This window comes from Pseudomonas fluorescens (assembly GCF_012974785.1).
GTDB classification, from domain to species: Bacteria; Pseudomonadota; Gammaproteobacteria; order Pseudomonadales; family Pseudomonadaceae; genus Aquipseudomonas; species Aquipseudomonas fluorescens_BT.
The window spans coordinates 1,540,847-1,566,246 of record NZ_CP027561.1 but is presented as its reverse complement, the minus strand read 5'-3'; the positions used below and the strand labels follow the sequence as shown (position 1 = coordinate 1,566,246).

Annotated in this window: 29 protein-coding genes and 1 tRNA gene; 10 read left to right on the top strand and 20 right to left on the bottom strand. The window is 60.0% G+C overall.

The annotated features are described in order from the left end of the window. Positions 1–21 precede the first annotated feature (21 nt). From C6Y56_RS07060 to C6Y56_RS07050, 3 genes are all read left to right on the top strand, one after another. Positions 22–393, top strand: a complete 372-nt coding sequence (locus C6Y56_RS07060) for a YajD family HNH nuclease (RefSeq protein ID WP_007944009.1) — start codon at positions 22–24, stop codon at positions 391–393. A gap of 192 nt (positions 394–585) precedes the next feature. Beyond that, positions 586–1,056 (top strand): RNA methyltransferase, encoded by a 471-nt coding sequence (locus C6Y56_RS07055; RefSeq protein ID WP_007958066.1) that lies wholly within the window; start codon positions 586–588, stop codon positions 1,054–1,056. 81 nt (positions 1,057–1,137) lie between these two features. Continuing rightward, the gene (locus C6Y56_RS07050) at positions 1,138–1,515 is read left to right on the top strand and encodes a YgaP family membrane protein (protein ID WP_169429276.1); all 378 of its coding nucleotides are present in this window, start codon (positions 1,138–1,140) and stop codon (positions 1,513–1,515) included. Between the two features lie 134 nt (positions 1,516–1,649). On the opposite strand, the gene C6Y56_RS07045 is transcribed toward C6Y56_RS07050, so the two are convergent. Together C6Y56_RS07045 and C6Y56_RS07040 are read right to left on the bottom strand one after the other, a co-directional pair. Further along, positions 1,650–2,879, bottom strand: a complete 1,230-nt coding sequence (locus C6Y56_RS07045; protein ID WP_169429275.1) for a hypothetical protein — start codon at positions 2,877–2,879, stop codon at positions 1,650–1,652. Between the two features lie 20 nt (positions 2,880–2,899). Beyond that, positions 2,900–3,349 carry a YcgN family cysteine cluster protein gene (locus C6Y56_RS07040; RefSeq protein ID WP_169429274.1) on the bottom strand — a complete coding sequence of 150 codons (450 nt, stop codon included), beginning with the start codon at positions 3,347–3,349 and terminating at the stop codon, positions 2,900–2,902. 282 nt (positions 3,350–3,631) lie between these two features. On the opposite strand from C6Y56_RS07040, the gene C6Y56_RS07035 reads away from it, so the two are divergent. Beyond that, positions 3,632–4,225, top strand: coding sequence for a nitroreductase family protein (locus tag C6Y56_RS07035; protein ID WP_102717527.1), 594 nt, complete (start codon positions 3,632–3,634; stop codon positions 4,223–4,225). 126 nt (positions 4,226–4,351) lie between these two features. Here C6Y56_RS07035 and C6Y56_RS07030 read toward each other — a convergent pair whose 3' ends face one another. From C6Y56_RS07030 to C6Y56_RS07015, 4 genes are all read right to left on the bottom strand, one after another. Continuing rightward, the gene (locus tag C6Y56_RS07030; protein ID WP_169429273.1) at positions 4,352–5,284 is read right to left on the bottom strand and encodes a D-2-hydroxyacid dehydrogenase; all 933 of its coding nucleotides are present in this window, start codon (positions 5,282–5,284) and stop codon (positions 4,352–4,354) included. 106 nt (positions 5,285–5,390) lie between these two features. Continuing rightward, the gene (locus C6Y56_RS07025) at positions 5,391–5,684 is read right to left on the bottom strand and encodes a YcgL domain-containing protein (RefSeq protein WP_085703814.1); all 294 of its coding nucleotides are present in this window, start codon (positions 5,682–5,684) and stop codon (positions 5,391–5,393) included. Beyond that, positions 5,681–6,814: a ribonuclease D gene (gene rnd, locus C6Y56_RS07020; protein WP_169429272.1), complete on the bottom strand. Its 1,134-nt coding sequence runs from the start codon at positions 6,812–6,814 to the stop codon at positions 5,681–5,683. The genes C6Y56_RS07025 and rnd overlap by 4 nt, the downstream gene beginning before the upstream one ends. A gap of 131 nt (positions 6,815–6,945) precedes the next feature. Continuing rightward, positions 6,946–8,595, bottom strand: coding sequence for a phosphoethanolamine transferase (locus tag C6Y56_RS07015; protein ID WP_169429271.1), 1,650 nt, complete (start codon positions 8,593–8,595; stop codon positions 6,946–6,948). Positions 8,596–8,904: 309 nt separating this feature from the next. Here C6Y56_RS07015 and C6Y56_RS07010 point away from each other — a divergent pair, with 309 nt between their 5' ends. Together C6Y56_RS07010 and C6Y56_RS07005 are read left to right on the top strand one after the other, a co-directional pair. Beyond that, positions 8,905–10,089, top strand: a complete 1,185-nt coding sequence (locus C6Y56_RS07010) for a cyanate transporter (protein ID WP_169429270.1) — start codon at positions 8,905–8,907, stop codon at positions 10,087–10,089. Between the two features lie 213 nt (positions 10,090–10,302). Further along, positions 10,303–11,238, top strand: coding sequence for a LysR family transcriptional regulator (locus tag C6Y56_RS07005; RefSeq protein ID WP_169429269.1), 936 nt, complete (start codon positions 10,303–10,305; stop codon positions 11,236–11,238). Positions 11,239–11,241: 3 nt separating this feature from the next. Here the strand turns inward: C6Y56_RS07005 and C6Y56_RS07000 are convergent, their stop codons facing one another. From C6Y56_RS07000 to C6Y56_RS06975, 6 genes are all read right to left on the bottom strand, one after another. Next, positions 11,242–11,607, bottom strand: coding sequence for a 5-carboxymethyl-2-hydroxymuconate Delta-isomerase (locus C6Y56_RS07000; RefSeq protein ID WP_169429268.1), 366 nt, complete (start codon positions 11,605–11,607; stop codon positions 11,242–11,244). A gap of 57 nt (positions 11,608–11,664) precedes the next feature. Continuing rightward, positions 11,665–12,591, bottom strand: coding sequence for a LysR substrate-binding domain-containing protein (locus tag C6Y56_RS06995; protein WP_169429267.1), 927 nt, complete (start codon positions 12,589–12,591; stop codon positions 11,665–11,667). Between the two features lie 73 nt (positions 12,592–12,664). After that, a complete protein-coding gene (locus C6Y56_RS06990) occupies positions 12,665–14,761 on the bottom strand; it encodes a DUF6311 domain-containing protein (protein WP_169429266.1) in 2,097 nt (698 codons plus the stop codon). Next, positions 14,758–15,144 carry a GtrA family protein gene (locus C6Y56_RS06985; RefSeq protein ID WP_169429265.1) on the bottom strand — a complete coding sequence of 129 codons (387 nt, stop codon included), beginning with the start codon at positions 15,142–15,144 and terminating at the stop codon, positions 14,758–14,760. The genes C6Y56_RS06990 and C6Y56_RS06985 overlap by 4 nt, the downstream gene beginning before the upstream one ends. Continuing rightward, the gene (locus tag C6Y56_RS06980) at positions 15,141–15,842 is read right to left on the bottom strand and encodes a class I SAM-dependent methyltransferase (protein WP_169429264.1); all 702 of its coding nucleotides are present in this window, start codon (positions 15,840–15,842) and stop codon (positions 15,141–15,143) included. Before C6Y56_RS06980 ends, C6Y56_RS06985 begins: the two co-directional genes overlap by 4 nt. A gap of 3 nt (positions 15,843–15,845) precedes the next feature. Next, positions 15,846–16,814, bottom strand: a complete 969-nt coding sequence (locus tag C6Y56_RS06975; protein ID WP_169429263.1) for a glycosyltransferase family 2 protein — start codon at positions 16,812–16,814, stop codon at positions 15,846–15,848. Between the two features lie 280 nt (positions 16,815–17,094). On the opposite strand from C6Y56_RS06975, the gene C6Y56_RS06970 reads away from it, so the two are divergent. Then, positions 17,095–17,286: a YegP family protein gene (locus C6Y56_RS06970; protein WP_064383113.1), complete on the top strand. Its 192-nt coding sequence runs from the start codon at positions 17,095–17,097 to the stop codon at positions 17,284–17,286. An 87-nt stretch (positions 17,287–17,373) separates the two neighbouring features. On the opposite strand, the gene ppk2 is transcribed toward C6Y56_RS06970, so the two are convergent. Further along, entirely contained in the window at positions 17,374–18,198 is an 825-nt protein-coding gene (gene ppk2 / locus C6Y56_RS06965) for a polyphosphate kinase 2 (RefSeq protein ID WP_169429262.1), read from the bottom strand. A gap of 232 nt (positions 18,199–18,430) precedes the next feature. On the opposite strand from ppk2, the gene C6Y56_RS06960 reads away from it, so the two are divergent. Beyond that, positions 18,431–18,721, top strand: coding sequence for a DUF3077 domain-containing protein (locus C6Y56_RS06960; RefSeq protein ID WP_169429261.1), 291 nt, complete (start codon positions 18,431–18,433; stop codon positions 18,719–18,721). Positions 18,722–18,803: 82 nt separating this feature from the next. On the opposite strand, the gene C6Y56_RS06955 is transcribed toward C6Y56_RS06960, so the two are convergent. From C6Y56_RS06955 to dapA, 5 genes are all read right to left on the bottom strand, one after another. Continuing rightward, positions 18,804–18,893, bottom strand: a tRNA-Ser gene (locus C6Y56_RS06955). Between the two features lie 84 nt (positions 18,894–18,977). Continuing rightward, complete coding sequence (purC, locus tag C6Y56_RS06950) at positions 18,978–19,691, bottom strand: phosphoribosylaminoimidazolesuccinocarboxamide synthase (RefSeq protein ID WP_007963288.1); 714 nt, start codon at positions 19,689–19,691, stop codon at positions 18,978–18,980. A 28-nt stretch (positions 19,692–19,719) separates the two neighbouring features. Then, on the bottom strand, positions 19,720–20,481 hold the full coding sequence (locus C6Y56_RS06945) for an MBL fold metallo-hydrolase (RefSeq protein ID WP_085710246.1): 762 nt from the start codon (positions 20,479–20,481) through the stop codon (positions 19,720–19,722). 4 nt (positions 20,482–20,485) lie between these two features. Next, positions 20,486–21,601 (bottom strand): outer membrane protein assembly factor BamC, encoded by a 1,116-nt coding sequence (bamC, locus tag C6Y56_RS06940; protein ID WP_169429260.1) that lies wholly within the window; start codon positions 21,599–21,601, stop codon positions 20,486–20,488. Between the two features lie 17 nt (positions 21,602–21,618). Next, on the bottom strand, positions 21,619–22,497 hold the full coding sequence (gene dapA, locus C6Y56_RS06935) for a 4-hydroxy-tetrahydrodipicolinate synthase (protein WP_169429259.1): 879 nt from the start codon (positions 22,495–22,497) through the stop codon (positions 21,619–21,621). Between the two features lie 312 nt (positions 22,498–22,809). Between dapA and C6Y56_RS06930 the strand changes: the two genes are divergently transcribed. Together C6Y56_RS06930 and C6Y56_RS06925 are read left to right on the top strand one after the other, a co-directional pair. After that, entirely contained in the window at positions 22,810–23,370 is a 561-nt protein-coding gene (locus C6Y56_RS06930; protein WP_169429258.1) for a glycine cleavage system protein R, read from the top strand. A gap of 10 nt (positions 23,371–23,380) precedes the next feature. Continuing rightward, positions 23,381–23,854: a peroxiredoxin gene (locus tag C6Y56_RS06925; protein ID WP_169429257.1), complete on the top strand. Its 474-nt coding sequence runs from the start codon at positions 23,381–23,383 to the stop codon at positions 23,852–23,854. Positions 23,855–23,978: 124 nt separating this feature from the next. Here C6Y56_RS06925 and C6Y56_RS06920 read toward each other — a convergent pair whose 3' ends face one another. Both C6Y56_RS06920 and C6Y56_RS06915 read right to left on the bottom strand, forming a co-directional pair. Then, positions 23,979–25,049, bottom strand: coding sequence for an AI-2E family transporter (locus C6Y56_RS06920; RefSeq protein WP_169429256.1), 1,071 nt, complete (start codon positions 25,047–25,049; stop codon positions 23,979–23,981). 32 nt (positions 25,050–25,081) lie between these two features. Then, the gene (locus C6Y56_RS06915) at positions 25,082–25,321 is read right to left on the bottom strand and encodes a sulfurtransferase TusA family protein (protein WP_007958011.1); all 240 of its coding nucleotides are present in this window, start codon (positions 25,319–25,321) and stop codon (positions 25,082–25,084) included. Positions 25,322–25,400 lie beyond the last annotated feature (79 nt).

The following is a 25,400-nucleotide window of genomic DNA, read 5'->3' as shown; positions in this document are numbered from 1 at the left end:
TCTTTCTGCAAAGGTGAACCCATGAGTTCGTCCACCCCGACCAACACTTCGAAGCTGGATCGCATCCTCGCCGACAACCAGCGCGACAAGGAAATGGGCTACCGCGACAAGGCCCTGAAGATGTACCCGCACGTGTGCGGCCGCTGCGCCCGTGAGTTTTCCGGCAAGCGCCTGAGCGAGCTGACCGTGCACCACCGCGACCACAACCACGACAACAACCCGCAGGACGGTTCCAACTGGGAACTGCTGTGCCTGTACTGCCACGACAACGAACACTCGCGCTACACCGACCAGCAGTATTTCGGCGAAGGCTCGCTGAGCACGCCGAAAATCGCCAAGGCCACGCACAATCCGTTTGCTGCCCTGGCCGGCCTCATGAAAAAAGAAGACTGAAGATCTTCAGTGGCTGACCCGACCCTTTCGCGAGCAGGCTCGCTCCCACATTGGTTTTGTGTGCGACACCGATCAACTGTGGGAGCGAGCCTGCTCGCGAAGGCGGCCTGGCAGGCACCGCCAATCTCAAACTGAACACCCCTCCCCCAATCCCCGTATAATCGCCCTCTTTTTCCCGAAGGCACCCCGCTCGTGGCAGACAAACGGTACAGCTGCATTGGTTTGTATAACCCCAAATCACCGGAAAACGTCGGTTCGGTGATGCGCGCCGCAGGCTGCTATGGCGTGTCGACCGTGTTTTACACCGGCAAACGCTATGAGCGCGCCGCCGATTTCGTCACCGACACCAAGCGCGTGCACTACGACATCCCGCTGATCGGCATCGACGACCTGAAAAAAATCCTGCCGCTCAACTGCGTCCCGGTCGCCGTGGAACTGGTCGACGGCGCCCGCCCGCTGCCGGAATACACCCACCCCGATCGCGCCCTGTACATCTTCGGCCCCGAAGACGGCTCGCTGGATCAAGAGATCCGCGACTGGTGCGAAGACGTCGTGTACATCCCGACCACCGGTTGCATGAACCTCGCCGCCACGGTCAACGTCGTGCTTTACGACCGCATGGCCAAAGGTCTGAATACCCGTTCCGGGCCGAAATTCCGCTGAAACGCCGCACATCCGATGGAACGAGCTGACCGCCAGTGCAGTCAGCTTGTTTATCCATTACTCATTGCCTGGAGAAAGATCATGACCGAGCTCAAACGCGTCGAGCGTATCGAATCCACTCCGTTCCAGACCCGCTCCGAGCAGAACGTCGAAGGCTGGGAGCGCATCGGCTCGCTGGCCGGCGGCGTGATCATGGTCGGCAAGGGCCTGCGCCGTGGCGGCGTGTTCGGGCTGATTCAGGTGGCGATTGGCGGCGTAGCCATGGCCCGTGGCATCACCGGCCACAGCTCGGTGAAAAGCCTGCTGGAGAAAAGCCGTCAGGACATGAACAACGTGCGCACAAAGATCGAGCGCGCCGGTGAAGAGCTGAGCAAGCTCAAAGCCAATGCCGAGGCGGCGACCAAAACCGCCACCGTGACCGGCAATGATTCGGTGAAGTCGCCCAAAGCCGGGGGTTGAGCCTGAACTTGCGGTGAGGCTTCTGGCCTCTTCGTCGGATCGCCGCCCGGAGCAAGCCAGCTCCCACATTGAACCGCTCTACGTCAGTTGTAATGCGATCACATGTGGGAGCGGGCTTGCTCGTGAAGGCGGTATTACTGCAATAACGCAGTATCGAGGACTTTGGACGACTCGCCGAGAATGCTTTCGGCGAGTTGCACGAACTCTTTGGTGTCCACCGTCCCCAAATGCATCGCCCCGCGCAGCACATCATCCAGCGAGCGCTTGTTGCGAGTCTTCAGACGGATCTCGCGATCCAGTTCCTGTAACAGCAAAACCGCTTTGGACACCTGCGCCGGGCTGATCTGCTCGCCGCGCAACGTCGTCACCTTCTGGCTGTCCTTGGCCAGTTTCACCTGCAAGGCCTGATAACGTTCATCGCTCATACCGCCAGCACGGCGCACCAGTTCGACGGCGTAATACTCGGCGAACCCTTCCTTGATCCAGTCACTGCGCTGCTCGTCGTTGATGCGCCCGAACACCTGCGCCAGCTCCCGGACCAAGGGGCTACTGCCGCTCTCGCTGACCAGAGGCAAACGCGTGTTGAGGTAGATCGACTCCCGCGCCGCCAGGCTGCCGCGCCACATCGGGTCGTTGGCGCCGACGATCAGCAGCTTGCTCGGATGTCGGGGAAACACCGCTTGGACCTGCGGCCAGACGAACGTCAACAGCGTCAGCACGTCCATCCGGCGCATGCCCTGCCCCTGTGGCGACGCCACGGTGACTTCGGTCTCCCCCAATCGTGTGCGGCGGCTGCCGAGGTGCCCGGCGAGCATCCAGCCCGTAGGCCGGTCGAACAGACGGGCCGGATTGTCGATGCGGAATTTGTTCTTGCCGATGCGCGGCCAGGCGGTTTCGACGCTTTTCCAGCCATCGGGCAGTTCGAATTGCAGCCGTGAGACCAGTTCGATGCCGTCCTGCTGATCAAGCTTTGCAGGGGGCACCAGTTCATCACCGCGCATCAGCGCCCAGGTCGGGGTCAGGCGCGTGTCGAAGCTGCCGTTCTTGCGGCCGTGACTGATACGCACGCGGTAGGTCAGGCTGGCCTTGTCCGCCGTCGGGCGCCATACGCCGCGTGCCTGTTGGCCCGGCGTCAATTGCCATTGGCCGTCGGCCTTGAAGTCGCTGTAGTGGCTGCCGTCGCCGAGGTCGAAATCCAGACTGCGCACGGCCTCGCCTTTGGCGAGGGTCAGGCGCACCTCGGCCTGATCGCTCTGCGGCAGCAGGCGTACCTGAAAATCCAGATCGACCTTCTTCGCCGCCCACACCGGCGCACTCAGCGCCAGCAGCGTGACGATCAGCGCCCGGCGCAATCCCGTCGCCATACCTGCTCCTTGGTCAATCGTTAACCTGCGCGGAAAATCAGGTGATCTTCCCAGTCGTCTTCCGGCACGCTGCCTTCGGCGAGCATGCGCCCGGACTGGGAAATCCGTTCGTGGTGCACGGCGTCCCGATCCCCGCAGACCAGGTGATGCCACAACGGCAGATCCTTGCCTTCGCTGACCAGCCGATAGCCGCAAGTCGGCGGCAGCCATTTGAATGCTTCGGCCTGGCCCGGGGTGAGCTGGATGCAGTCCGGAACAAACTTGATGCGGTTCGGGTAATCGCTGCACTGGCAGCTTTTCAGGTCCAGCAGTTTGCAGGCGATGCGTGTGTAATAGACGCTGTTGTCTTCTTCATCCTCGAGCTTCTGCAGGCAGCACAGGCCGCAACCGTCGCACAGCGATTCCCATTCCTCGTGATCCAGTTGATCGAGGGTTTTGCGTTTCCAGAACGGTTCGACTTTGGCGGCCATGGCTCAAGCATCAACATCAGGTGGTGAAAAGGCCGCCAGTCTAGTGCCCAAGGCCCCGTGGGCCAAGCGCTGGCGACTGTCGGTTGTGCAGGGCTTGTCAGTTTTTGCGCGGCCAAGTAGCTTTGCCAGTCTCAAGAAGCCCTGGCTGGATGCCATTAACGCTCGACCGCGTTGCATTCCGGTGAACTGCACGGCTTCAGATACAGCCCCCATCGTTCAGCCCAACTGATCCCGCCGGGTTTTGCTTCAAACCTGTCCTCAAACGTAGCAAGGAATCTCTCGATGAGTGCCAACCCTCGCGTTGCCGAATACGCCATTCACCCGCAGTTCACCGATCGCTGGTCGCCCCGCGCCTTCACCGGCGAAGCGATTCCGGAAGAAACCTTGCTGAGCTTCTTCGAAGCCGCGCGCTGGGCGCCATCGGCGTACAACTCGCAGCCGTGGCGTTTTCTCTACGCCCGTCGCGATACGCCGAACTGGGAGCGTTACCTGGGCCTGCTCAACGAATTCAACCGCAGTTGGGCGCAGCACGCGTCGGCGCTGGTGATCGTGATTTCCAAAACCACCTTCACCGCACCGGGCGCGACCGAAGAAACACCAGCGCTGTGGCACACCTTCGACACCGGTTCGGCCTGGGGCCATCTGGCTCTGCAAGCGAGCCTGAGCGGCTGGCACACCCACGGCATGGCCGGCTTCGATCAGGAGCTGACTCGCAAGGAGCTGAACATTCCGCAAGGTTATGCACTGCACGCCGCCGTGGCGGTGGGCAAGCTGGGTGACAAGGCAACCCTGGCGGATTACCTGCAAGCACGGGAAACGCCGAGCCCGCGTCGTCCGCTGAGCGAACTGGCGGCTGAAGGCGACTTCACCCTCTAAGCCATGGCGCATAACGAAATGTGGGAGCGGGCTTGCTCGCGAAGAGGGCTTACCAGTCGACGTCTTGGCTGACTGATAAACCGCTTTCGCGAGCAAGCCCGCTCCCACATTTTTCACTGCGGTGAATCAGTAACCGCGTGCGAAATCCACTTCCCCACGCAACGCCTCTCCCGCCTGATACGCCCGCAAGTTGTCCAGAAACAACTGCACCATCATCGGCGGCGACGTCGGCGCAGAGCTGTGCCCGGTCAACAGCAAGCCCCACGCGGTCCAGAACGGATGCCGTTGCGGCAGCGGTTCCTGACGGCAGACGTCGATCACCGCGCCGGCCAGATGACCTTCCTTCAGCGCTTCGACCAGATCCGCATCGACCACCGCCACACCGCGCCCGGCGTTGATGAACAACCCGGTCGGCTTGAATTGCTTGAACAGCGCCGCGTCGTAGATGTCGTGGGTGTGCTCGGTGTTGGGCAGCAGATTGACCACGTAATCCACTTCCCCCACCAGCCGTGGCAGGTCCGCCATCGAGCCGACTTCGACAAATGGCGCCTGCTCCCGGGCACTGCTGGCGATGCCGTACAACTCAACGCCGAATGGCCGCAGGAACTGCGCCACGCTCTGGCCGATGTCGCCGGTGCCGACGATCAGCACCTTGCGCCCGACCAGACTCTGGCCGGTGCGACTGTCCCACTTGCGCTCGACCTGGCTGACCAGTCGCGCCAGCACTTCGCGCTCGTGGCCGAGCATGTAGGTCAGCACGTATTCAGCCATCACCTGACCGAAAATGCCGACCGCCCGGGTCAGGCGGTAATCGCGGCGCAAACCGTCGGCCAGCAGCGGCGTGATGCCGGCCCAGGTCGATTGCAGCCATTGGGGCTGGTGGCCCTGACGCAACAGGGTCGCCAACAGATCCGGCTGGCCCAGCCACACCGGGCAATCAGCAGCCTGGCGGGCCAGCTCGGCGGAGTCGCCACTGGTCAGCACTTCAAGCTCCGGGGCTGCCTGACGCAGCAGCCGGGCGTATATCGCGTGGTCGTGTTCAGCAATCAGAACGCGCATGTTCAAACCTTTCGCAAACCGTGCAGGCGGCCGCCCACTTCGTGGCAGCCGTCGCAGTAAAAACCGTTCCAGGGGTTACAAGAGGCCCAGGACAGGGCCTCGCGGATCAGACCGGGTCGTTGCGTCGCAGCAACTCTTCGGGCAAGTGCTCGATGTACTCTTCCTCGGCCGGTGGCATCTGCAGGTGGTAGCCCTGCTTGTCGAGGTTCTCCAGGACCACGGCGATGTCTTCGCTGGCGAGCTTGCGCTCGGGGGTCAGTACCAGATCGAAGGAATGCTTCGCCTTGCCGAACGCCGCCATCAGGCCTTCCGGCACGCGTTCCAGCGCATCGCTCTTGAGCACGTAGAGGTACATGCCGCTTTTCTTCGAACTTTGATAAATGGAGCAAATACGTTTCAAGGCTGTTCTCCGGCGGTGGCCAGGCTGTCGAGCAGCTTCTGGCCCATCAATTCGCGGCGCCAGCCACGCAGCGAATCAGGCAATTGGTAAGGGCCCTCGGGGAAGCCGCTTTTGACCAGGGCTTCGAGGGTTTTCTTGCGCAGCATCAATTCCGGCGCGATGCCCAGACGTTCGGCTTCGGCCTGACCGAGCGCTCGCAGCTGTTTGATCAGCGCGGCGGCTTCGATCGGCAACGGCTCCGGCACGGCTGGCGGCCATTGATCAGGCCCCACACTGCCAGAGCGCTTGATCAGATCAAGCAGAAACTCGCCGTCCTGACGCACGGTACGCGGATGCATGTCTTCAATCTTGCCCAGCGCGCTGAGGTTGTCCGGTTGCGTGCGGGCCAGCGGCCACAACGAATGCTCACGGATAATACGGTTGCGCGGCAGGTCGCGGGCACGGGCTTCGCGCTCACGCCAGGCGCACAGTTCGCGCAGAACGGCGAGTTGCGCGCGAGACAGCTTCCAGGCCAGTTTGGCCTCGCGATACACCTCGTACGGATCGGTCTCGCGGCGCAAGTTGGCGACCAGTTCGGCGCCGTCCTCCAGTACCCAGGCGAATTTGTCATCGGACAGTTTCGGACGCAGTTGTACGAAAACCTCCGCCAGATGCACGGCGTCTTCGGCGGCATAGCTGATTTGCGTGTCGGACAACGGGCGCTGCAGCCAGTCGGAACGGGTTTCGCCCTTCGGCAGTTCGATGCCGAGCACTTCCTGCACCAGACGCGAATAGCCCATCGAGAACCCGAGGTTCAGGTAGGCCGCAGCCAGTTGCGTGTCGAACAACGGCGCTGGCAGGCTGCCGGTCAGGCGCAGCAGGACTTCGAGGTCTTCGCTGCACGCGTGCAGGACTTTGAGCACCGCCGGGTTTTCCAGCAACGCCGCCAGCGGTTGCCAGGCGTCAATGGTCAGCGGGTCGATCAGATAGGCGCGCTTGCCGTCGCCGACCTGCAGCAGGCCGGCAATCGGGTAGAAGGTGTCGACCCGCATGAATTCGGTGTCGAGGGCAACGAAAGGCAGCTGCTGCCACTCGGCGCAAAACTGCGCGAGGCTATCGTTGTCGCGAATCCAGTGAATATCGATGGCCACACGGCTCTCCCTTCAAGAATGGCGCGCAGTATATATCGCCACCGGCGCTTTACGCGCCTTCGCAGGGCAAGAGCGTTGATGAAATCTCCTGCCTGCAAGCAAGAATAGTCTTACAGAACAATTCCGAGGGTTCAGTCCCTGGCCAGGACGCCGTCGATGACGGCACCGCGGCAACCGGCGAACAGGTCCAGATCGTGCTGATAGACCTTGCTCTGCACTTCCAGCAGACCGAGCATCGAATGGAACAGGTTGTCCTGGCTCAACGGTTTGTCGCGGCTCATTTGCAGGCAATGGGTGTCGACCGAGTACGACTTCTGGTAACTGTCGGAGAACCACGCCAGCATCGCCACATGTTTCTGTTGTTCCGGCGCGAGCATGTACGGCGTGCCATGCAGAAACAGGTTGTACTCGCCCAGGGACTCGCCGTGATCGGAGAGGTACAGCATGGCGGTATCGACTTTTTCCTGATTGCTGCGCAGCACATCGATCAGGCTCGACAGCACATGGTCGGTGTACACCAGCGTGTTGTCGTAACCGTTGACGATGCTTTCGCGGCTGCAATTGTTCAGCGCGTTGCTTTCACACACCGGTGTGAAGTGCTCATATTCCTTGGGATAACGCTTGAAGTATTCCGGGCCGTGGCTGCCCATCTGGTGCAGTACCAGCACGGTGTCCTTGTCCAGGTGCTCGATGAAATTCTGCAACCCTTGCAGGAGGATTTCGTCGCGGCACTCGCTGTTGGCGCACAGCGCCGGGTCTTTCAGATTGCTGACATCCTGCAGGGTGACGCGATCGCAGGTGCCTTTGCAGCCCGACTGGTTGTCGCGCCAGATCACATCGATGCCGGCACGTTTGAGCACATCCAAAAGCCCTTCTTCATTCTTCGCCTTGCTGGCGTCGTAATCCTTGCGGCCCATGTTTGAGAACATGCACGGCACCGAGACGGCTGTTTCCGTACCGCAGGAATGCACATCGGTGAACGCGATCAGGCCGGCTTCCTTGTCCAGTTTCGGCGTGGTGTCGCGGTTGTAGCCCAGGATGCCGAAGTTCTCCGCCCGGGCACTTTCACCCACCACCAGCACGGTTAGCGACTTGCGCGGACGGTTTTGCAGTGCAGGGTTACGCTGGGCGTCTTCACCGATCTTGACGAACGGTTGCTGCACAGAAACAACCTGTTCGCGCAGATAGCCGGCAGATGCGCCGATGTAGTTGCTCGGCACCAGCATCAGGCGCAATTCGTGGTGGTTGCGAAACAGCGAAGACAAGCCCTGATAGTTGGCCAATGCGACGCCGCCAATGACCGCGACCGATGCTGCACACACCACAACTTTGCTTAATAACTCTCGATGCCATCGACGATAAGCGACGGGTAACTTCCACACCAACCACGACGGCAATAAGCCCAGAAACAATAGATAAGCGAACAACTTCAAAGACAGCAGATCGCGAACTTCCGTGGCATTGGTTTCAGCGAAGTTTCGAAACATCCCCGCATCGATCATCACCCCATACTGGCTCATGAAATAAGCCACACCGGCACTGATCAGAAACAGCGCCGTCAACACCGGTTTCAATACCGGGCGAAACGCCAGAAAGGTCAGCACGATGTTGTACGCCGCGAAGATCATCACCCCGAACGCAATGCGCATGGCGATACCCTTGCCATCGGCAGCGGTGATCTCGAAGAGGTGTTCCCAGAGTACGAAATTGAATCCGGCCAAAAAAAAGGCACTGGCAAACAACGTCACCCATTCAGGGCGCACGGCTTTTAACTTCAACATAGGCGGGGGGCTATTTCCTGAAAAGAAGCGCCGTGGCCAATTGTGAAAAATTCATTGACCCAAGCGATGAAAACTCTACGTAGCCCCTCATCAATTTTTTGTGAAAAAGAAGCCAACGATTAGTTGGCTCATGAAATAACCATGAAATCTGCAAGTGCATCAGGCCTGATTCAGTAAAAAATCACAGCCCGTTCAGGCAGAGCTCACGAAAGGCGTATCGATTTTTTAAATATCCCGCGGGAATTTCTGATTTGCCGGCACCGGTATCGCGCCCGCCTAATCGACAGCCTCTGATTCAAAGGTCTGAACATGGAAAACGTCCGCGCCACCGCCCGCCCCGCTGTCTGGCTGATGCTCGGTATCATTCTGGTCGCCCTCAATCTGCGCCCATCGATGGCCGCCGTCGGGCCTTTGCTGTCGGCGATTCGCAGCGATATCCCGCTGAGCTTCAGCGTGGCATCGCTGCTGACCATGCTGCCGGTGATGGCCATGGGACTGGCGATGTTCTTCGGGATCGGCATCAGCCAGCGTCTGGGGGAGCGGCGCACGGTGGTGCTGTCGTTGTTGATCATTGGTGGGGCGACCCTGGCGCGGCTGTTTCTCGATTCGGCGGCGCAACTGATCGTCAGCGCCGTCCTGGCAGGGGTCGGCATCGCGTTGATTCAGGCCTTGATGCCGGCACTGATCAAATCGCGCTTCCCCGACAACGTGGCGCTGTGCATGGGGTTGTATGTCACGTCGATCATGGGCGGTGCCGCACTCGCTGCCTCGTTCGCACCAAGGGTGATGCTCGACACGGGCAGCTGGCGTGCAGGGCTGGCGATCTGGGCGGCATTGGCGCTGCTCGCCTTGGTGTTCTGGTTGGCACAACGCGATGACGCACCACCCATCACGACCACTGCCGTGAAAACGGAGGCCTTTTTCACCCACTCCCGCGCCTGGCTGCTCGCAATCTTCTTTGGTCTGGGGACCGCTTCCTACACTTGTGTACTCGCGTGGCTGGCGCCGTACTACGTGGAAAACGGCTGGAGCGAACAGAACGCCGGTCTGCTGTTGGGATTTCTGACGGCCATGGAGGTGATTTCCGGCCTGGTGGTTCCGGCGATCGCCAACCGCAGCCGTGACCGGCGCCTGGTACTGAGCGCCCTGTTGGTGCTGATCATTGGTGGCTTCTGCGGGTTGATCCTCAGCCCGCAACATCTGAGCCTGCTGTGGCCAGGCCTGTTGGGGCTGGGCATTGGCGGATTGTTCCCGATGAGCCTGATCGTCTCCCTCGATCACCTCGACAACCCGCAGCGTGCCGGCGGGCTGACGGCCTTCGTGCAAGGGGTCGGTTACCTGATTGCCGGGCTCTCACCGCTGCTGGCCGGGGTGATCCGCGATCGACTGGGCAGCTTCGAATGGGCCTGGTGGTCGCTGACCGCGGTGATGGTGGTCATGCTGCTGATCGGGCTGCGTTTCGACCCTCGACAATACGCCCGACACGTTCGCTGATCGGGCGTTGTGCACGGTGCTTCATCCCTCTGGATAAAGGCTTCTGGCCATCTTTTGCAGGATCGTTTTGGCACGTCGTATTACTAAAACTTTCTGTCCCACAACTGTCCGTGAAAAATCCTACAGGGGTTTCTCCTGGCACCATCGTTCCGTTACGATCATGCGCACACGTTTGCGCGGATTCGGCGCAAGGAGCACAGCGAGACAGAACGGATGCTGAACAGTAACTTGCTTAGAAAGCTCGACATGCAGGATCTCATGGTGTTTGTCGCCGTGTATGAGCAAAGCAGCGTCACCGATGTGTCGGAGGCGCTGTTCGTCAGTCAGTCCACCGTCAGTTACTGCCTGAAGAAACTGCGCACCAGTTTTGAAGACGAGTTGTTCGTCAATACCCGCACGGGCATGCGCCCGACCTACAAGGCCAGCAGCATGTATGGCCATGTGCAGAAAATCCTCGAAAGCATCAACCTGTGCCACGCCGGCGCCCCGACCTTCGACCCGACGGCGCAGCCGGTGACCTTCAACATCTGCGCCCCGGAATACTTCGAGCAACTGATCCTGCCGCGCATGCTGAAGCGTTTCGACTTCGACGATCTGCCGGTGATGGTCAACATGCACAAGTTCGAGACCGACGTGCCGGCGCAGGAGCTGCGAGACGGGAGCCTCGATCTGGTGATCTGTTTCGGCCCGCACTTTCACCGCAGCCATACCGACCTGAAATCCCGGATGTTGCTGGAAGATGATCTGGTCTGCGTCTTCGATAAACGTGCGACGCCGCTGGAACCGCGCCTCAGCCTGCAAGCCTTCACCGAGCGCCGGCATGTGTTCCCCACGCCCTGGACCTCGACCACCAACATGGTCGATGGCTGGCTCGCGCGGCAGGCACAGAAGCGCCAGATCGTCGCGCGTTCCAACAGCTACAGCGCAGCGTTGAAGATGATCACCGGCACCGATTTCATCCTCACCCTGCCCCGGCGGATCCAGCGTTTGCTGACCAACGACGCGGTGTTCAATCACTGCGAGGCACCCAACGGCCTGCCGGGTTTCACCCTCGACATGCAGTGGAGCCACAACGTCGATCAGGACAGCGCCAACCTCTGGCTGCGCGAGCAGGTCATCAAGACCTGCGCGGAGCTGGAGGCGGCCTGAGTCTTACACGCCGATGGCGACTTTACTGTAGGACTCGCGGTCGATATCAAGCAGTTCCACACTCAACTGCACTTCGACGCCCGCCGGCCATTCGCACAGGTCCTGCAACACCGCCAACAGGTTTTGCGAGAGTTGTTTCTTGATCTCCGGGGATCGGCCGCTGAGCAGCGCCAGCCTCACTGAAACAAAGGCCCGCTCGCTCATGGCGGTGCCGACCTTGAAGGTTTCCACCTTGAGCGCACGGCTCTTGATATCGAACTCGGCCGCAAACTGACCGGAACCCACCAGGGTATTGTTGAGCCGGATCAACGCCACGTCGGCGTTCAGTTGCGGCAGGTTGGCGGTGTATTCCATGTGCAGATGTGGCATGTCGGTGCTCCAGAGGTTCGGCAAAAAGGTCGTACATATAACACAGCGACGCCTGACTCACGCCAACGACGCCATCACCGGCCGCTCGCTCATGAACTGCTCCAGCCGCGAACGCAGCCAGCGCTCGGCCGGATCGCTGTCGACATGGCTGAGCCAGACCATCGACAGGTCGAGCGTCGGGGTCTTGAACGGGAACGCTTCCTTGAACAGCAGCCCCGAGGCGGCCATCGCCTCGGCGGTGTAGTCCGGCAGGCTGGCGATCAGGTCGGTGCCCGCCAGCAGCGCCGGCAGCGCGCTGTATTGCGGTACCGACAACACCACCTGACGGGTTCGACCGAGGTCCGCCAGCCACTCATCGGCGTAACCGCTGACATTGGCCGTGTGGGAAACCAGCACATGGGGCCGTGCGCAATATTCGTCGAGGGTCAGCGGGGTGTCGGACTTGTCGGCGCGCAGGATGCTCGGCTGGATATGCCGCAGCAGTTTGCGCTTGGCATTGGCCGGCAGGCCACGGGTCTGGCTGATACCGACGGTGATGTCGCCAGCCGCCAGCAGATCGGGAATGCGCCAGTAATCGACATGCTGCACCACGAATGCCACGTTCGGTGCTTCCTGGCGCAAGACACGCAGCAATGGTGGCAACAGACCGAATTCGACGTCGTCCGACAGGCCGATGCGAAACGTCATGGTGCTGACGGCCGGGTCGAAATCACGGGTCAGGCTCAGCGCCACCGACAGCGAGTCCAGGGCAGGCTTGAGATGGCGATAGATGTCTTCGGCGCGAGCCGTCGGCTCCATGCGATGACCGACGCGAATGAACAGTGGATCGTTGAGCATGGTGCGCAAGCGATTGAGCGCCGAGCTGATGGTCGGCTGGCCGAGAAACAGCTTTTCCGCCGCTCGTGTCACGTTGCGTTCGAGCATCAAGGTCTCGAACACCACCATCAGGTTGATGTCGGCCTTGCGAAGTTCATTGCGGTTCATCCATTGCCCCCCTGTCCCCGGATTGCGGGCAGTGTAGAAAGGCAGCAGGGGTAGCGTCCATCAAAACGGTGCGTCATTGCACCGTCAGGGACTTCAGCCCCAGGCCCATGACCCGCGAATCATCGTTGATCCCCAATTGCCGAGGGCTGATGGCATCCGGCAATTGCAGTTCGATAGTGAGCCGGTCATCGCTCGCAAGGCTGCGACTGAGCGCGGCGCTGATTGGAATTTCCAGGTGATTGCCATGGAACCGGGTCAGACTTGTGGTCAGCACCTGCTCGCCATTGAGCTTCACGATCACTCGCTGGGCGGGATGCTGTGGCTGAACGAAGGCCAATGCGTCAAGCACGATTGAACGCGCCTGCGGCAACACCCGCATTTCGATTTTCGCCTGTTGCCCCTCCGTCCACGTGCCCCAGCTTTCCGGTGTCGACCAGCCGTTGGCCAGTTGTCGGTTTCGGTAGTTGAACGTCAGCGTTTGCCCTGGCCCCGAGAGGGGAATCACGGATATTTGCTGTCCCTCATCCTTCATGGGCAGACATCGGGTACAGCGCTTCCACCCCGGAGCGAGCACGATGAGACCGTCCACCCGGGTCAGCAGATCGGTTTCACTGTTGATGCCTTTGGCGGCATCCGCCAGGACATCGTCGCTGAGGATGTACAACGAATCTGCCTCGTATTGACCCGAGTCGAGCATGCGCCGCGCTTTCTGCTGTGCCAGCGCCAGCGCCGAAGAACTCACGCGCGCCAGGTAGACGGCATCGGTGTTCATGCCGTGAACCGCGGCAAACTCGGCAATCATCTGCCAGCGATCGTTCTGATTCTGCGGCATCAGACTGCGAACATTCGTGTAATGCCCGGCAGCGCTTGCCCAGAAAGGATCGCGCATCGGGCTGTTCCAGGTTGCCGATGGCGCGACCATTTTCCCCTGTCTCACGCCAAGCCAGCCACTGCAGGTATCGGCAACCTGGACCAGCAGCGCTGTAGCGAGCAGAAAAATGACAACGCGCGGTCGATAACCGCGCACCACCAGAAAAATCAGGCCCAACATGAGGGCATACAGCACCGGCCAGAACATCCGCCCCGACGCACGGAAGACGTTGGCCAGCCTGAGGATTACCTCCGGCAGTGGATAGCCGACGGTGATTGAGCCGATACCGATCTGATTCGACAGCGCGAAAAGCCACAGGCCGAACAGGGCCGTCAACAGCCAAGGACGGGCGCGCAACGCCTCCCTCAAGGGTTGCCGATTGCCATGCCAGGCAATCAGCGCCAGCGGCACCAGCAAGAGAACGCCCAGCCCCATGTAGTTGAAACCTTCAAAGTCGCCCTCGCGTTTTGGCAGATTGGGCAGGATCCACGACCAGCCCGCCGGATCGACCGGAGACAGCACATTCATCCGGTACAAACCGAAACCGCCCGAGACCGCACCGTCGGCAATGCTGAAATAACCCGCCTGCCAGCAGCACACACTCACCAGCGCAAACAGCAATCCGCCTTCGACCAGCCCCTGACGCCGGGTCAATTGCCGGCTGAATGTCTTGCCCAGCAGGTCCGCCAGCCAGATCAGGGCCACCATGGCCAGCAAGTAGGCGTGCACCCATGAGGTCACCGCCAGCAAAGCCCCCCAGGCCCAGCGCCGTCGACGCTGGTCCGGCACCAGCGCCAGATACAACGCTGCCAGAATCAGGAAATGCCCGGCCAGGGAAAGGTGCCCGCCCATACGCAGAAACATCGGCGGCGAGAACACCAGCAGCCCGGCTCCCAGCAGGCGAATCAAGGGATTGCCGGTCATCAGCCCGAGCAGTTTCCAGCCAAACCAGGCCTGCAGGACACAACACACCAGTAGCCACAACCCGAAATATTGGAAGGTGTCCGGCAACCACGCGCTGAAGGGTTTGAACAACAGCGCCAACAGGGGGTTGGAGTCGGAAAAGATGATCGAATTGCTCAGTTCCAGACCGTAGAACGGATTGAGGCCGAGTGGAAATGTCCAGGGCGAACGCCGGAAGAATTCCCAACCCAGATAATGCGTCGCCGGATCACCCTGTTCCAGCCAGGCAATGTTTTGCGGATTCAGCGCTTGCGGCCCGATCGCCAGGAAAAACACCAGCGTCCCCATTAACAACGGCAGTAAGGAGAGTGCCGGGTGCCTGCGCAAATCCTTCATCGATAGGTCCAGAAATTGTGTAACACGAACGTGAATGCCGGAATGGTCAGCGCGACCGCCGCGATGCCCAGCAGGTAATGCAGCCCTGCCATCTGTGCGGCCCAGGCGACAAACATCGCCAGGAAAAAGCCTCCCGCCGAAACCAGCAGGAATCGCAGCAGCGTCTTGCCGTGCAAGCGGGCTGAAAAGCTCCAGGTCGTGTTGATCACATAGGACACCACGGTCGCGACGACAAACGCCACACCGTTGGCCAGTGGAGGATCAGGGCTCACATAATTGATGAACGACATCGCCACCAACGCATGCAACGCGGTGACGAACAGTCCCGTCACGGCAAAGCGCAGGCCGCGCCTGACAAGTGCGTCTTTCTCGGCGGGCGTCACGATTTGCGCGCCAGCACAAATACACTCAGACCGGCCACACGGTTCAGGTTCATCAAGGGCAGCTCGAGGCGGCACAGGGTCTTCAGCAGCGCATTAACCAGCGGGTGATGTTTTTTCAGTTGCGAACGGGGTGTCGAACTGCCGGGAATCAGGCGCGAAGCAACAGCCATCGGGAACACCGCGCCGAAGTAGTAGGCGCCCCGCTCGACCGTCAACCCAGCCTTTTCGGTCAAGGCTTCGAACTGCCCGAGGGTATAACGACGTTTGTGCTCAAGAAAATCATCGTGCCCGCTCCACAGGAACCGGAACGCCGGCACCGTCATCAGGAACCGGCTGCCGGACGGCACTTTGTCGACGTAGGACTTGAGCAATCCGAGGTCATCATCAACGTGCTCCAGCACATCCATCAGCAACACCAGATCGGCGTCCACGCTGTCGATCGCACGCCGGTAATGCACCGGTTTGCCGGCGGTGGTGGCGCTGAAATCGGCCGGGTAGCTGATGTCCACGCACCAGGCTTCGCGGGCAGCCGTGTGCGTCAGCAAATGATGAGAAAAGAACCCTGAGCCGGCACCGACATCGAGAATGCGCTTGATCGGTGCCTCCCCCAGCATTCGGCGCGTCGCCGCCGCCTTCGAGCAGTAATACCAATGCTCGCCGATGTTGTCGCCGAGGATGTCGGTTTCCTTGAGATCCATGCTTCAGTCCTTGGGGTCATAGATGCGGCGCACCAGGAAAACCGGTCGGCGTTTCGCTTCGATATAGGTGCGGCCAAGATACTCGCCAAGCACGCCAATGCCGATCAGTTGCAAGCCGCCGAGAAAGGTCACCGCGACCATCAGCGAGGCGTAACCGGGCATGTCGACGCCGTGGATCAGCGTGCGCACCACGATGAACATGGCAAAGGCAAACGACACCAGAGACACCATCGCCCCCAGGTACGTCCAGATCCGCAATGGCTCGGTGCTGAAACTGGTAATGCCCTCCAGCGCGAAATTCCACAGCCTCCAGCCATTGAACCGGCTCTCGCCCACTGCACGCTCCGGGCGATCGTATTCGACCTGAGTGGTGCGAAAGCCGACCCAGGCGAACAACCCCTTCATGAATCGCCGGGACTCCGGCAGTGTCAGCAGAGCGTCTACCACACAACGATCCATCAAACGGAAATCGCCGACATTCTCGGGCAGTGACTGATCGGCGATCTTGTTGTGCAAACGATAAAACCAGCTGGCCGAGATCTGCTTGGCCCAGGAATCATTGCAGCGACTGAGGCGATGCCCCAGCACCACTTCATAACCCTCGCGCCAGCGCTCGATCATCTGCAGAATCACCTCGGGCGGGTCCTGCAGATCGACGTCGATCGGCACCACGATCTCTCCGGTACAGATCTGCAAACCGGCGGAAAGCGCCGCTTCCTTGCCAAAGTTACGGCTCAGATCGACGATACGGATCCGCGGATCACGTTGTTGACGGTGCAGCAAACGCTCCAGCGTCGCATCGCTGCTGCCGTCATTGACGAACACCAGTTCGAGGCGGATCAGCTCTTCAGACTTGAATACCTGATGGATGCGCAGGAGAAAGCCGTCGAGGCTGTCCTCTTCATTGAAGACGGGAACCACCAGCGACAATTTCACCGGCCCCGCGTTTGGCGTTCCGTGCGATTGGGTCAATGGAGTGCTCTTTTCTTATAGTGTCTATCGGTCGCCGAAGCGGATTCGACGCCATGAGCCGCACCGTATTAAGCAGCACCACTGAAGGTCATGCAAGTGTGCCACGAGGACGTACCGGCCAATCCGAAGGCTGATCCAGACGCTCTGCCCCGCCCATTGCGGAAACATTATCGAACGATTGGAAACAAATCCCCGATAGCCAAATAACAGGGCTCGGCTAGGCTTGCGAACATGCGTCAAACAGGTTGTCGCAATATCCCCATCGCATGGAGCGAACTGAATGTATTTCGAGATTTACAGGCAATCCAAGGGCACCCCGAGCACCGGCAAGGGCCAATGGCGCTGGCGGTTAAGGGCGGGAAACCATGAAACGGTTGCCAGCGGGGAGTCGTATGTGAACAAGGCGGATTGTCTGCACGTGATCGAATTGATCAAAGGTGTGCAGGGGGATACGCCGGTCAAGGAGATTTGAGGGGCATCCGGTAAGGCCGCAAAAAAGAAAAAGCCCCGCTGATTTTCATCAACGGGGCTTTTCCGAGACCGACGTAAACACCTGTCTTCAGAATTTCTCGGGGATGTGCCGGAAGGGATAATCCGATTCCTTGTAGCCCCCAGGCTTCTGCCGCTTGGGTAGCTCAACCTTCTCGCGCGAAACACTCTTGTACGGAATGCGGCTGAGGAGATCTGAGATGATATTCAGGCGCGCTCGCCGCTTGTCATTCGAGTCGGCTACCAGCCAGGGCGCATATTCGGTATCGGTCGCCCTGATCATGTCGTCACGCGCCCGCGAATAGTCATACCAGCGACTGTAGGACTTGAGATCCATGGGAGACAGTTTCCAGATCTTTCGACCGTCCTTGATGCGCTCTTCCAGCCGGCGCGTCTGCTCTTCCTGACTGACGTTCAACCAGTACTTGAGCAGAATCACTCCGGAATTGACGATGGCATGCTCCACCAGGGGCACCGTATTGAGGAACTTTTCGACCTGATTCTCGGTACAGAACCCCATCACCCGCTCGACACCGGCTCGGTTGTACCAACTGCGATCAAAGATCACCACCTCGCCGGCCGCCGGCAGATAAGGTAGGTAGCGCTGCAGATACATCTGGCTCTTCTCTCGCTCGCTCGGGGCCGGTAATGCAACCACCCGAAAGACCCGCGGGCTGACCCGATCGGTAAGTGCCTTGATCGTCCCGCCCTTGCCCGCCCCATCGCGGCCCTCGAAAATCACACAAACCTTGATGCCCTCGGCCCTCACCCACTCCTGCAGTTTGACGAGCTCAACGTGCAGTCGACGCAACTCCGCCAGATAGTCCTTGCTCGACAGCTTCGGGCGATCTGCGGGGATGTCTTTGGGCGAGTCTTTCTTCTTTCCCTTTGCCATGACCAAACCTCATGCATTGAAGGGGCTGGCCGCCGGAAACCCGGTGGTCCATGACCTGGAATGCAGGAGTTTAGTCAGTTAATTCGGAGTGTGAGACACGACTCCTCTAACGTTCCTGAGGCTCCCTCCCGAGTTTGGAAACCCGACGAGTCACGCAACAGCGTCCCTGACAAATGCTGGCGTCTTCTTACGCCCGTGAAATTGGCAGCTCCTCACAGTCAAGGAGTTACACATGCATGATGCACCTGAAGAAAAAACCGCCGGAACCACTCCCTTCCTCTATTGCTCTGACAATCCGTTATTTCACGTCAGCGCCGGAGTGCCTGTCGGCCAGGCATTGGCTCAGGCTTCCGACCTGTTGGCTCTCGCCAAGGCACTTGCAGAAGATGCGGCGTTCATTAGAGAAACAGACCGATATGCCTGGGCTGCGCATTTTTTGACGGAGATGGGAAAGGCTGTAATCGATGATGTGATGAAGGCTGTTTCACCAGGTCTTGACAGGGAAATGGGCAAAGCAAAATAAACGGGTCGATCGTTGAGGGCGCTTTTTTCAGCACATACGAAAAAGCCCCGCAGCTTCTCAGCTACGGGGCTTTTTCCATGTATGGCGGAGAGATAGGGATTCGAACCCTAGGTACCGGTGAAGGTACAACGGATTTCGAATCCGTCCCATTCGGCCACTCTGGCATCTCTCCAACGGCGCGCATCATAACAACACTTTCGTTGAATGGGAAACCCCTAAACGAAATTTTTTCCGTGCTATCAGATGCTTGCGTCGATTAAAGCGGTACGCCCAGACGGTTGGCGACTTCTTCGTAGGCTTCGATGACGTCACCGAGGCCCTGACGGAAGCGGTCCTTGTCCATCTTCTTCTTGGTGTCCTTGTCCCACAGACGGCAGCCGTCCGGGCTGAACTCGTCGCCCAGGACGATGGAGCCATCGCTGAACACGCCGAATTCCAGCTTGAAGTCCACCAGCAGCAGGCCGGCGTCGTCGAACAGCTTGCTCAGGACTTCGTTGACCTTGAGCGACAGTTCTTTCATGCGCGCCAGTTGCTCGGCGGTGCCCCAGCCGAATGCCACGACGTGGGATTCGTTGATGAACGGGTCGCCCTTGGCGTCGTCTTTCAGGAACAGTTCGAAGGTGTACGGGTTGAGCTTCATGCCCTCCTCGACGCCCAGACGCTTGACCAGGCTGCCGGCAGCGTAGTTACGAACGACGCACTCGACCGGGATCATGTCCAGCTTCTTCACCAGGCATTCGTTGTCGCCCAGCAGCTTGTCGAATTGGGTCGGAATGCCGGCCGCTTCGAGTTTCTGCATGATGAAGGCGTTGAACTTGTTGTTCACCATGCCTTTGCGGTCGAGCTGCTCGATGCGCTTGCCGTCGAACGCCGAAGTGTCGTTGCGAAACAGCAGGATCAAGCGGTCAGCGTCGTCGGTCTTGTAAACCGATTTGGCTTTGCCGCGGTAGAGTTCTTCACGTTTTTCCATGATGGGCTCCGCTTGCTAAGTAGATGGGCTAGGCGATGTGGCGCCAGTCGAGCCCTGAATCTTGATCGGCCAGTTGCAGCCAGTCCGGGTCGCACCCGAGGGTGTCGACAAAACATTGCCGGGCCAGCTGCGGCAGGTTGTTCTTGCTGCTCAGATGGGCCAGGACCAGGTGTTGCAGGCCTTGCCAGCCCAACTCGGCCACCAGGAATGCCGCCTGATGGTTGTTCAAATGTCCCAGCTCGCCGCCCACCCGCTGCTTGAGAAAGTACGGATAATGACCACGGGCCAGCATGTCACGACAGTGGTTGGACTCGATCATCAACGCATCGAGGTCCCTATAACCGTCCAGCACCTGCTCGCAATACGATCCCAGGTCGGTCAGCAGGCCGAAGCGCCGCTGTTCCTGATCACTGAAGACATACTGGGTCGGTTCCTGTGCATCGTGGGCCACGGCAATGACCCGGATGTCCAGAGCACCGATCTGCAGTTGTTCGCCGCCGGCCACGAAGCCTGCGGGTTCAATCGGTTTGCGCATCCCGCGCAGCGTGCCGCGACTGAGGTAGACAGGCAGATTGTAGCGCCGAGACAGCAAACCCACGCCATGCACGTGGTCGGCATGTTCGTGGGTCACGAGTATCGCGCTCAGTTGCGCCGGGTTCACCCCCAGGCGCAACAGGCGTTTTTCGGTTTCCCGCAGGGAAAAACCACAATCCACCAGTACATACGTATCAGCACTGGCGATCAGCGTGCCGTTCCCTTGGCTACCGCTGCCGAGAACGGCAAAACGCATCTGATCAGCCCAGGTTGTCCTGAATCACGCTCAACACTTTACGGGCCACATCGGCCGGCGCAACGGTGTTGATGTTTTTCTCGACGGTGACCTGAACGTTCTCGCCAACCTTGCTCAGGCGAACCTGATAACGCTCGGCACGGGCTTCAACTTCTTCCTTGGTCGGCGCGCTGCCGAACAGGCTGCTGAAGAAACCAGGCTTGTCGTCTTTCTTCTCGGCTTTTTCGGCCAGGTTGATGTAGTACAGGCCCAGGCTGCGGTTGATGTCCTCAACACGCCATTGACCTTGCTCCAGCGCGCGACCGACGCTCGACCAGGCACGGTCCAGATCCGAACCGACGTTCAGCACCGGATTGCCGCTGCCGTCTTCGCTGAGGCTGACGCGGCTCGGGGTATCGAAATCACGCGATGCCAGCATCGACACCGAACCACCCTTCTCGGAGGTGCGGCTCATGCTCGCGAGCATGTCGTCGACCAGTGCAGCGTCCAGACCAGTGTTGACCGAACGGTTGGTGAAATCGACATTGGCGGTGCTGCCGGCCGGACGCTCGGCGCTGACCACGTAGATTTCACTGGTATTGCGCTGTACGCCCGGCTCGATGCGTACCCGCACACGGGTTTCGCTGTCGGCGGCGACGCCGGCGGCGCTCAGACGCTTGGCCATGGCAGCGGACAGCTCGTCGGAATGCTGCCAGGTGGTGGTGAATTCACCGGTTTGCGGACGCTGTTCATCCAGACGGAAACCATTGTCCTGGAAGAACTGCACAGCCACTGGCCAGACTTCGGCCGGTGGATGCTGGCCCATGACCCAACGCGAATCACCGCTCTTCTGCAGCGAGTAGTCGCTGGCGTCAGCGATCGCCGACAGTGGCTGAGGACGCGGAACCACGTATTCGCCGGTAGCGGTATCGTCGGCGACGTTGCGCGGGATCGGCAGCAGTGGATCCAGACGCTTGGAGGTGCTGACACCTTCTGGCAGTTGCATCGGTGCAGTCTGTTTCGCTTCCAGGTAGTCGCTACCACGGTCACGGAAATAACCTTCCGGGCCCCAGATCCATCCGCAGCCGCTGGTGCTGGAGATAATCAAGGCAAGTGCGGAAAGTCCGGCCATTCGCTTCATGCGTTGTACTTCCTCAATTAAACCAGGACGCCGCACTGGCGCAGGGCCGAGCGCAACGTTTCATGACAAGGAGCGCTCAGCCAGGTCAGCGGCAGGCGGATGCCTTCGTGCATCAGGCCCATTTCGACCAAAGCCCACTTCACCGGAATCGGGTTGGCTTCGATGAACAGGTCCTTGTGCAGCGGCATCAGTTTTTCATTGATGGCCCGTGCGGTCTCGGCGTCGCCCTTGAGCGCGGCCTCGCACAGGTCGGCCATTTCGCGCGGAGCGACGTTGGCGGTGACGGAGATGTTGCCTTTGCCACCCAGCAGGATCAGCTCGACTGCGGTTGGATCATCGCCGGACAGCACGATGAAATCCTTGCTCACGCCATCGAGGATCGCCTTGGCGCGCTTCAGGTCGCCGGTGGCTTCCTTGATGCCGATGATGTTCGGCACGGTGGACAGGCGGATCACGGTCTCGGCCTGCATGTCGCAGGAAGTGCGGCCGGGTACGTTGTAGAGGATCTGCGGGATGTCGACCGCTTCGGCGATGTGCTTGAAGTGCTGGTACAGGCCTTCCTGGGTCGGCTTGTTGTAGTACGGAACTACCAGCAGGCAGGCATCGGCGCCGGCTTCCTTGGCGTTGCGGGTCAGCTCGACGGCTTCGCGGGTCGAGTTGGCGCCGGTGCCGGCGATCACCGGAATGCGGCCTGCAACCTGTTTGACGACGGCTTTGATGACGGCAATGTGTTCTTCAACGTCAAGGGTTGCCGACTCGCCGGTGGTGCCGACCGCGACAATGGCATGGGTGCCGTTCTTGAGGTGGAAGTCCACGAGTTTGCTGAGGCTGTCCCAGTCAAGACGCCCTTGTGCATCCATGGGTGTGACCAGTGCCACCATACTGCCCGCAATCATGAAACCGCTCCTGCCGGAAAAAGAGAGCGGTAATGGTACTGGCGCCAAGATGCTTGCACAAGCGAAGTACTGCGCCGCCATTCCCCTGAGCGCCGCTTTTCGCTACCCTTCAGACTTTGATCGGTACAGATCAGCTTGTACGCCGGGTTCCAGCCTCCCGTTTCGGCCTTTCAGGCCCCGTTCCAGTGTCGTCGTCTTGTGCTTCCTTATTATCGAGGCTCTGGCGATACGTGAACCGGGCCTTCCGGACAGGTATGTTCCGGCAATCAACGCCCTTACCCTACCGACCGCTCATCGCTTTAGGAATGCTGCATGTCCACCCCCACAGTTCGCGAACAATTCCTTGTCATCAGTGCGCTCGGCGCCAATCCAATGGAGCTGACCAACGTCCTGTGCCGCGCCAGCCATGAAAACCGCTGCGCGGTCGTCACCTCGCGCCTGACCCGTCACGGCGAGTGCAGCGCGCTGATCCTCGAGATCTCCGGCAGCTGGGACGCCCTGGCGCGCCTGGAAGGCAGTCTGCCAGGCCTGGCCAAGAAGCATGCGTTCACCGTTAACGTCGTGCGCAGCGCGGCCCTGGAAAACCGCCCTCAGGCCTTGCCGTACGTGGCTTACGTGTCCTCTGCCTATCGCCCGGACATCATCAACGAGCTGTGCCAGTTCTTCATGGACCACAACGTCGAGCTGGAAAACCTGACCTGCGACACCTATCAGGCGCCGCAGACCGGCGGCACCATGCTCAACGCCACGTTCACCGTGACCCTGCCGGCCGGCACCCAGATCAGCTGGCTGCGCGACCAGTTCCTGGACTTCGCCGATGCCATGAACCTGGACGCGCTGATCGAACCGTGGCGCCCACAGAACCCAATGTAAGGAAGCTTTCATGGCCGTAGCTATCGATCAACCGGTTGCCGACTTCGAAGCACCCGCCACCAGCGGGCAGACCGTCAGCCTTTCAGCCCTCAAGGGCAAGCAAGTGGTGATCTACTTCTACCCGAAGGACAGCACCCCGGGCTGCACCACAGAAGGCCAGGGCTTTCGTGATCAGTACGCGGCGTTCAAGGATGCCAACACGGAAATCTTCGGCATCTCCCGCGACAGCCTGAAGTCCCACGAGAACTTCAAGTGCAAGCAGGAGTTTCCGTTCGAGTTGATCAGCGACAAGGACGAGGCCGTCTGCCAACTGTTCGACGTGATCAAGCTGAAAAAACTCTACGGCAAGGAATATATGGGCGTGGATCGCAGCACGTTCCTGATCGACAAGGATGGCGTTCTGCGCCAGGAATGGCGCGGCGTGAAAGTGCCGGGCCATGTTGATGCTGTGCTGGCCGCTGCTCAGGCACTGAACAAGGCCTGATGTTTCTGCGTCGACTTCACTGGCGCCTTCGCGAGCAAGCCCGCTCCCACAGTTGACCGAGGTCTGATGTGGGAGCGGGCTTGCTTGCGAAGGGGCTAATAAGACTCAACGAATAATCCGGTTTTTAAAGTAGCGGAGCTACAGCCGGCTCTTTGCGCGGCCACGCATCAAGCACAGCCTTGAACAGCGTCGCCAGCGGAATCGCGAAGAACACCCCCCAGAAGCCCCACAACCCGCCGAACAACAGCACCGCGCAGATGATCGCCACCGGGTGCAGATTGACCGCTTCGGAAAACAGCAACGGCACCAGCACATTGCCATCCAGCGTCTGGATGATCCCGTAGACTGCCATCAGATAGATGAACTGATCGCTCCAGCCCCACTGGAACAACGCAATCAGCATGACCGGCACCGTCACCACGACTGCCCCGACATACGGCACCACCACCGACACCCCTACGAGCAACGCCAGCAGCGCCGCGTAGTTCAGCCCGAGGGCGACGAAGGCGATGTAGGTCACCCCGCCGCAGATCACGATCTCGATGACCTTGCCGCGAATGTAGTTGGCGATCTGTCGGTTCATTTCCTCGGCAACCCGGGTAATCAGCGCTCGCTCACGCGGCAGATAACCACGTACCCATTCGCCGATCATCACCCGGTCTTTCAGGAAGAAAAACACCAGGATCGGTACCAGGACCAGGTAGATCATGATGTTCACCAGCAGAGGCAGGCTGGATAACGAGAACGTCAGCGCCCACTGCCCGAACTTCCCGATTTCGCCGCGCGCCGCCTCGATGGCTTGCAACACCTGCTCGTCGGAGACCAGATGCGGATAGCGCTCCGGCAGCAGTAACAGCAACGATTGCCACTTGGCGAGCATGCCCGGCAACTCGTTGAACAGCGTGATCAATTGATGCCAGAGCAGCGGCAGCACCACGATGATGAACAACAGCAGCACGCCCATGAACAGCGCAAATACCAGGCCGACCGCCGCCCCACCGGGTATCCGCAGGCGCTCGAGGGTAACCACCAGCCCTTGCATCAGATACGCCAGCACCATCCCGGCCAGCACAGGCGCAAGCATTCCACCCAGGGTAAGCACCGCGGTAAAGGCGAGGAACAACAGCACCGCCAGCACCACGGCCTCTTCATCGGAGAAATAGCGCTGAATCCAGTCGCGTAACACTTTGAACATCAATAACCCTTAAGTCTTTTACGCTGTCGATTTCAGGCTTTTTTCAACCAGTAACGGTAGACGCCCGCCTCGTCTTCTTCACGCAGCAGCGTATGACCGGCCAGTTTGGCAAAGGTGCGAAAGTCGCGCTGCGAGCCTGCATCCGTGGCAATCACCTTGAGTACCGCGCCACTGGGCAGCTTGTTCAGCTCCATCTTGGCCTTGAGCAACGGCAACGGACAATTCAGGCCACTGGCGTCCAGTTCACAGTCGTGGGCTACAGCGTCGGTCATGCGTTACTCCGGATCAGGTGGTCAGGCTGCCTAGAATATCTGGTCGCAAGCCCGGTGTCCGGCTACAGTAAGGTCTTTG

Excerpts from the sequence above, each read along its gene's own strand:
- C6Y56_RS07060 (WP_007944009.1), top strand. The coding sequence starts at position 22 with ATGAGTTCGTCCACCCCGACCAACACTTCGAAGCTGGATCGCATCCTC.
- C6Y56_RS07050 (WP_169429276.1), top strand. The coding sequence starts at position 1,138 with ATGACCGAGCTCAAACGCGTCGAGCGTATCGAATCCACTCCGTTCCAG.
- C6Y56_RS07045 (WP_169429275.1), bottom strand. The coding sequence starts at position 2,879 with ATGGCGACGGGATTGCGCCGGGCGCTGATCGTCACGCTGCTGGCGCTG.
- C6Y56_RS07040 (WP_169429274.1), bottom strand. The coding sequence starts at position 3,349 with ATGGCCGCCAAAGTCGAACCGTTCTGGAAACGCAAAACCCTCGATCAA.
- C6Y56_RS07035 (WP_102717527.1), top strand. The coding sequence starts at position 3,632 with ATGAGTGCCAACCCTCGCGTTGCCGAATACGCCATTCACCCGCAGTTC.
- C6Y56_RS07030 (WP_169429273.1), bottom strand. The coding sequence starts at position 5,284 with ATGCGCGTTCTGATTGCTGAACACGACCACGCGATATACGCCCGGCTG.
- C6Y56_RS07015 (WP_169429271.1), bottom strand. The coding sequence starts at position 8,595 with ATGTTGAAGTTAAAAGCCGTGCGCCCTGAATGGGTGACGTTGTTTGCC.
- C6Y56_RS07010 (WP_169429270.1), top strand. The coding sequence starts at position 8,905 with ATGGAAAACGTCCGCGCCACCGCCCGCCCCGCTGTCTGGCTGATGCTC.
- C6Y56_RS07005 (WP_169429269.1), top strand. The coding sequence starts at position 10,303 with ATGCTGAACAGTAACTTGCTTAGAAAGCTCGACATGCAGGATCTCATG.
- C6Y56_RS07000 (WP_169429268.1), bottom strand. The coding sequence starts at position 11,607 with ATGCCACATCTGCACATGGAATACACCGCCAACCTGCCGCAACTGAAC.
- C6Y56_RS06995 (WP_169429267.1), bottom strand. The coding sequence starts at position 12,591 with ATGAACCGCAATGAACTTCGCAAGGCCGACATCAACCTGATGGTGGTG.
- C6Y56_RS06990 (WP_169429266.1), bottom strand. The coding sequence starts at position 14,761 with ATGAAGGATTTGCGCAGGCACCCGGCACTCTCCTTACTGCCGTTGTTA.
- C6Y56_RS06980 (WP_169429264.1), bottom strand. The coding sequence starts at position 15,842 with ATGGATCTCAAGGAAACCGACATCCTCGGCGACAACATCGGCGAGCAT.
- C6Y56_RS06970 (WP_064383113.1), top strand. The coding sequence starts at position 17,095 with ATGTATTTCGAGATTTACAGGCAATCCAAGGGCACCCCGAGCACCGGC.
- ppk2 (WP_169429262.1), bottom strand. The coding sequence starts at position 18,198 with ATGGCAAAGGGAAAGAAGAAAGACTCGCCCAAAGACATCCCCGCAGAT.
- C6Y56_RS06960 (WP_169429261.1), top strand. The coding sequence starts at position 18,431 with ATGCATGATGCACCTGAAGAAAAAACCGCCGGAACCACTCCCTTCCTC.
- purC (WP_007963288.1), bottom strand. The coding sequence starts at position 19,691 with ATGGAAAAACGTGAAGAACTCTACCGCGGCAAAGCCAAATCGGTTTAC.
- C6Y56_RS06945 (WP_085710246.1), bottom strand. The coding sequence starts at position 20,481 with ATGCGTTTTGCCGTTCTCGGCAGCGGTAGCCAAGGGAACGGCACGCTG.
- bamC (WP_169429260.1), bottom strand. The coding sequence starts at position 21,601 with ATGAAGCGAATGGCCGGACTTTCCGCACTTGCCTTGATTATCTCCAGC.
- dapA (WP_169429259.1), bottom strand. The coding sequence starts at position 22,497 with ATGATTGCGGGCAGTATGGTGGCACTGGTCACACCCATGGATGCACAA.
- C6Y56_RS06930 (WP_169429258.1), top strand. The coding sequence starts at position 22,810 with ATGTCCACCCCCACAGTTCGCGAACAATTCCTTGTCATCAGTGCGCTC.
- C6Y56_RS06925 (WP_169429257.1), top strand. The coding sequence starts at position 23,381 with ATGGCCGTAGCTATCGATCAACCGGTTGCCGACTTCGAAGCACCCGCC.
- C6Y56_RS06920 (WP_169429256.1), bottom strand. The coding sequence starts at position 25,049 with ATGTTCAAAGTGTTACGCGACTGGATTCAGCGCTATTTCTCCGATGAA.
- C6Y56_RS06915 (WP_007958011.1), bottom strand. The coding sequence starts at position 25,321 with ATGACCGACGCTGTAGCCCACGACTGTGAACTGGACGCCAGTGGCCTG.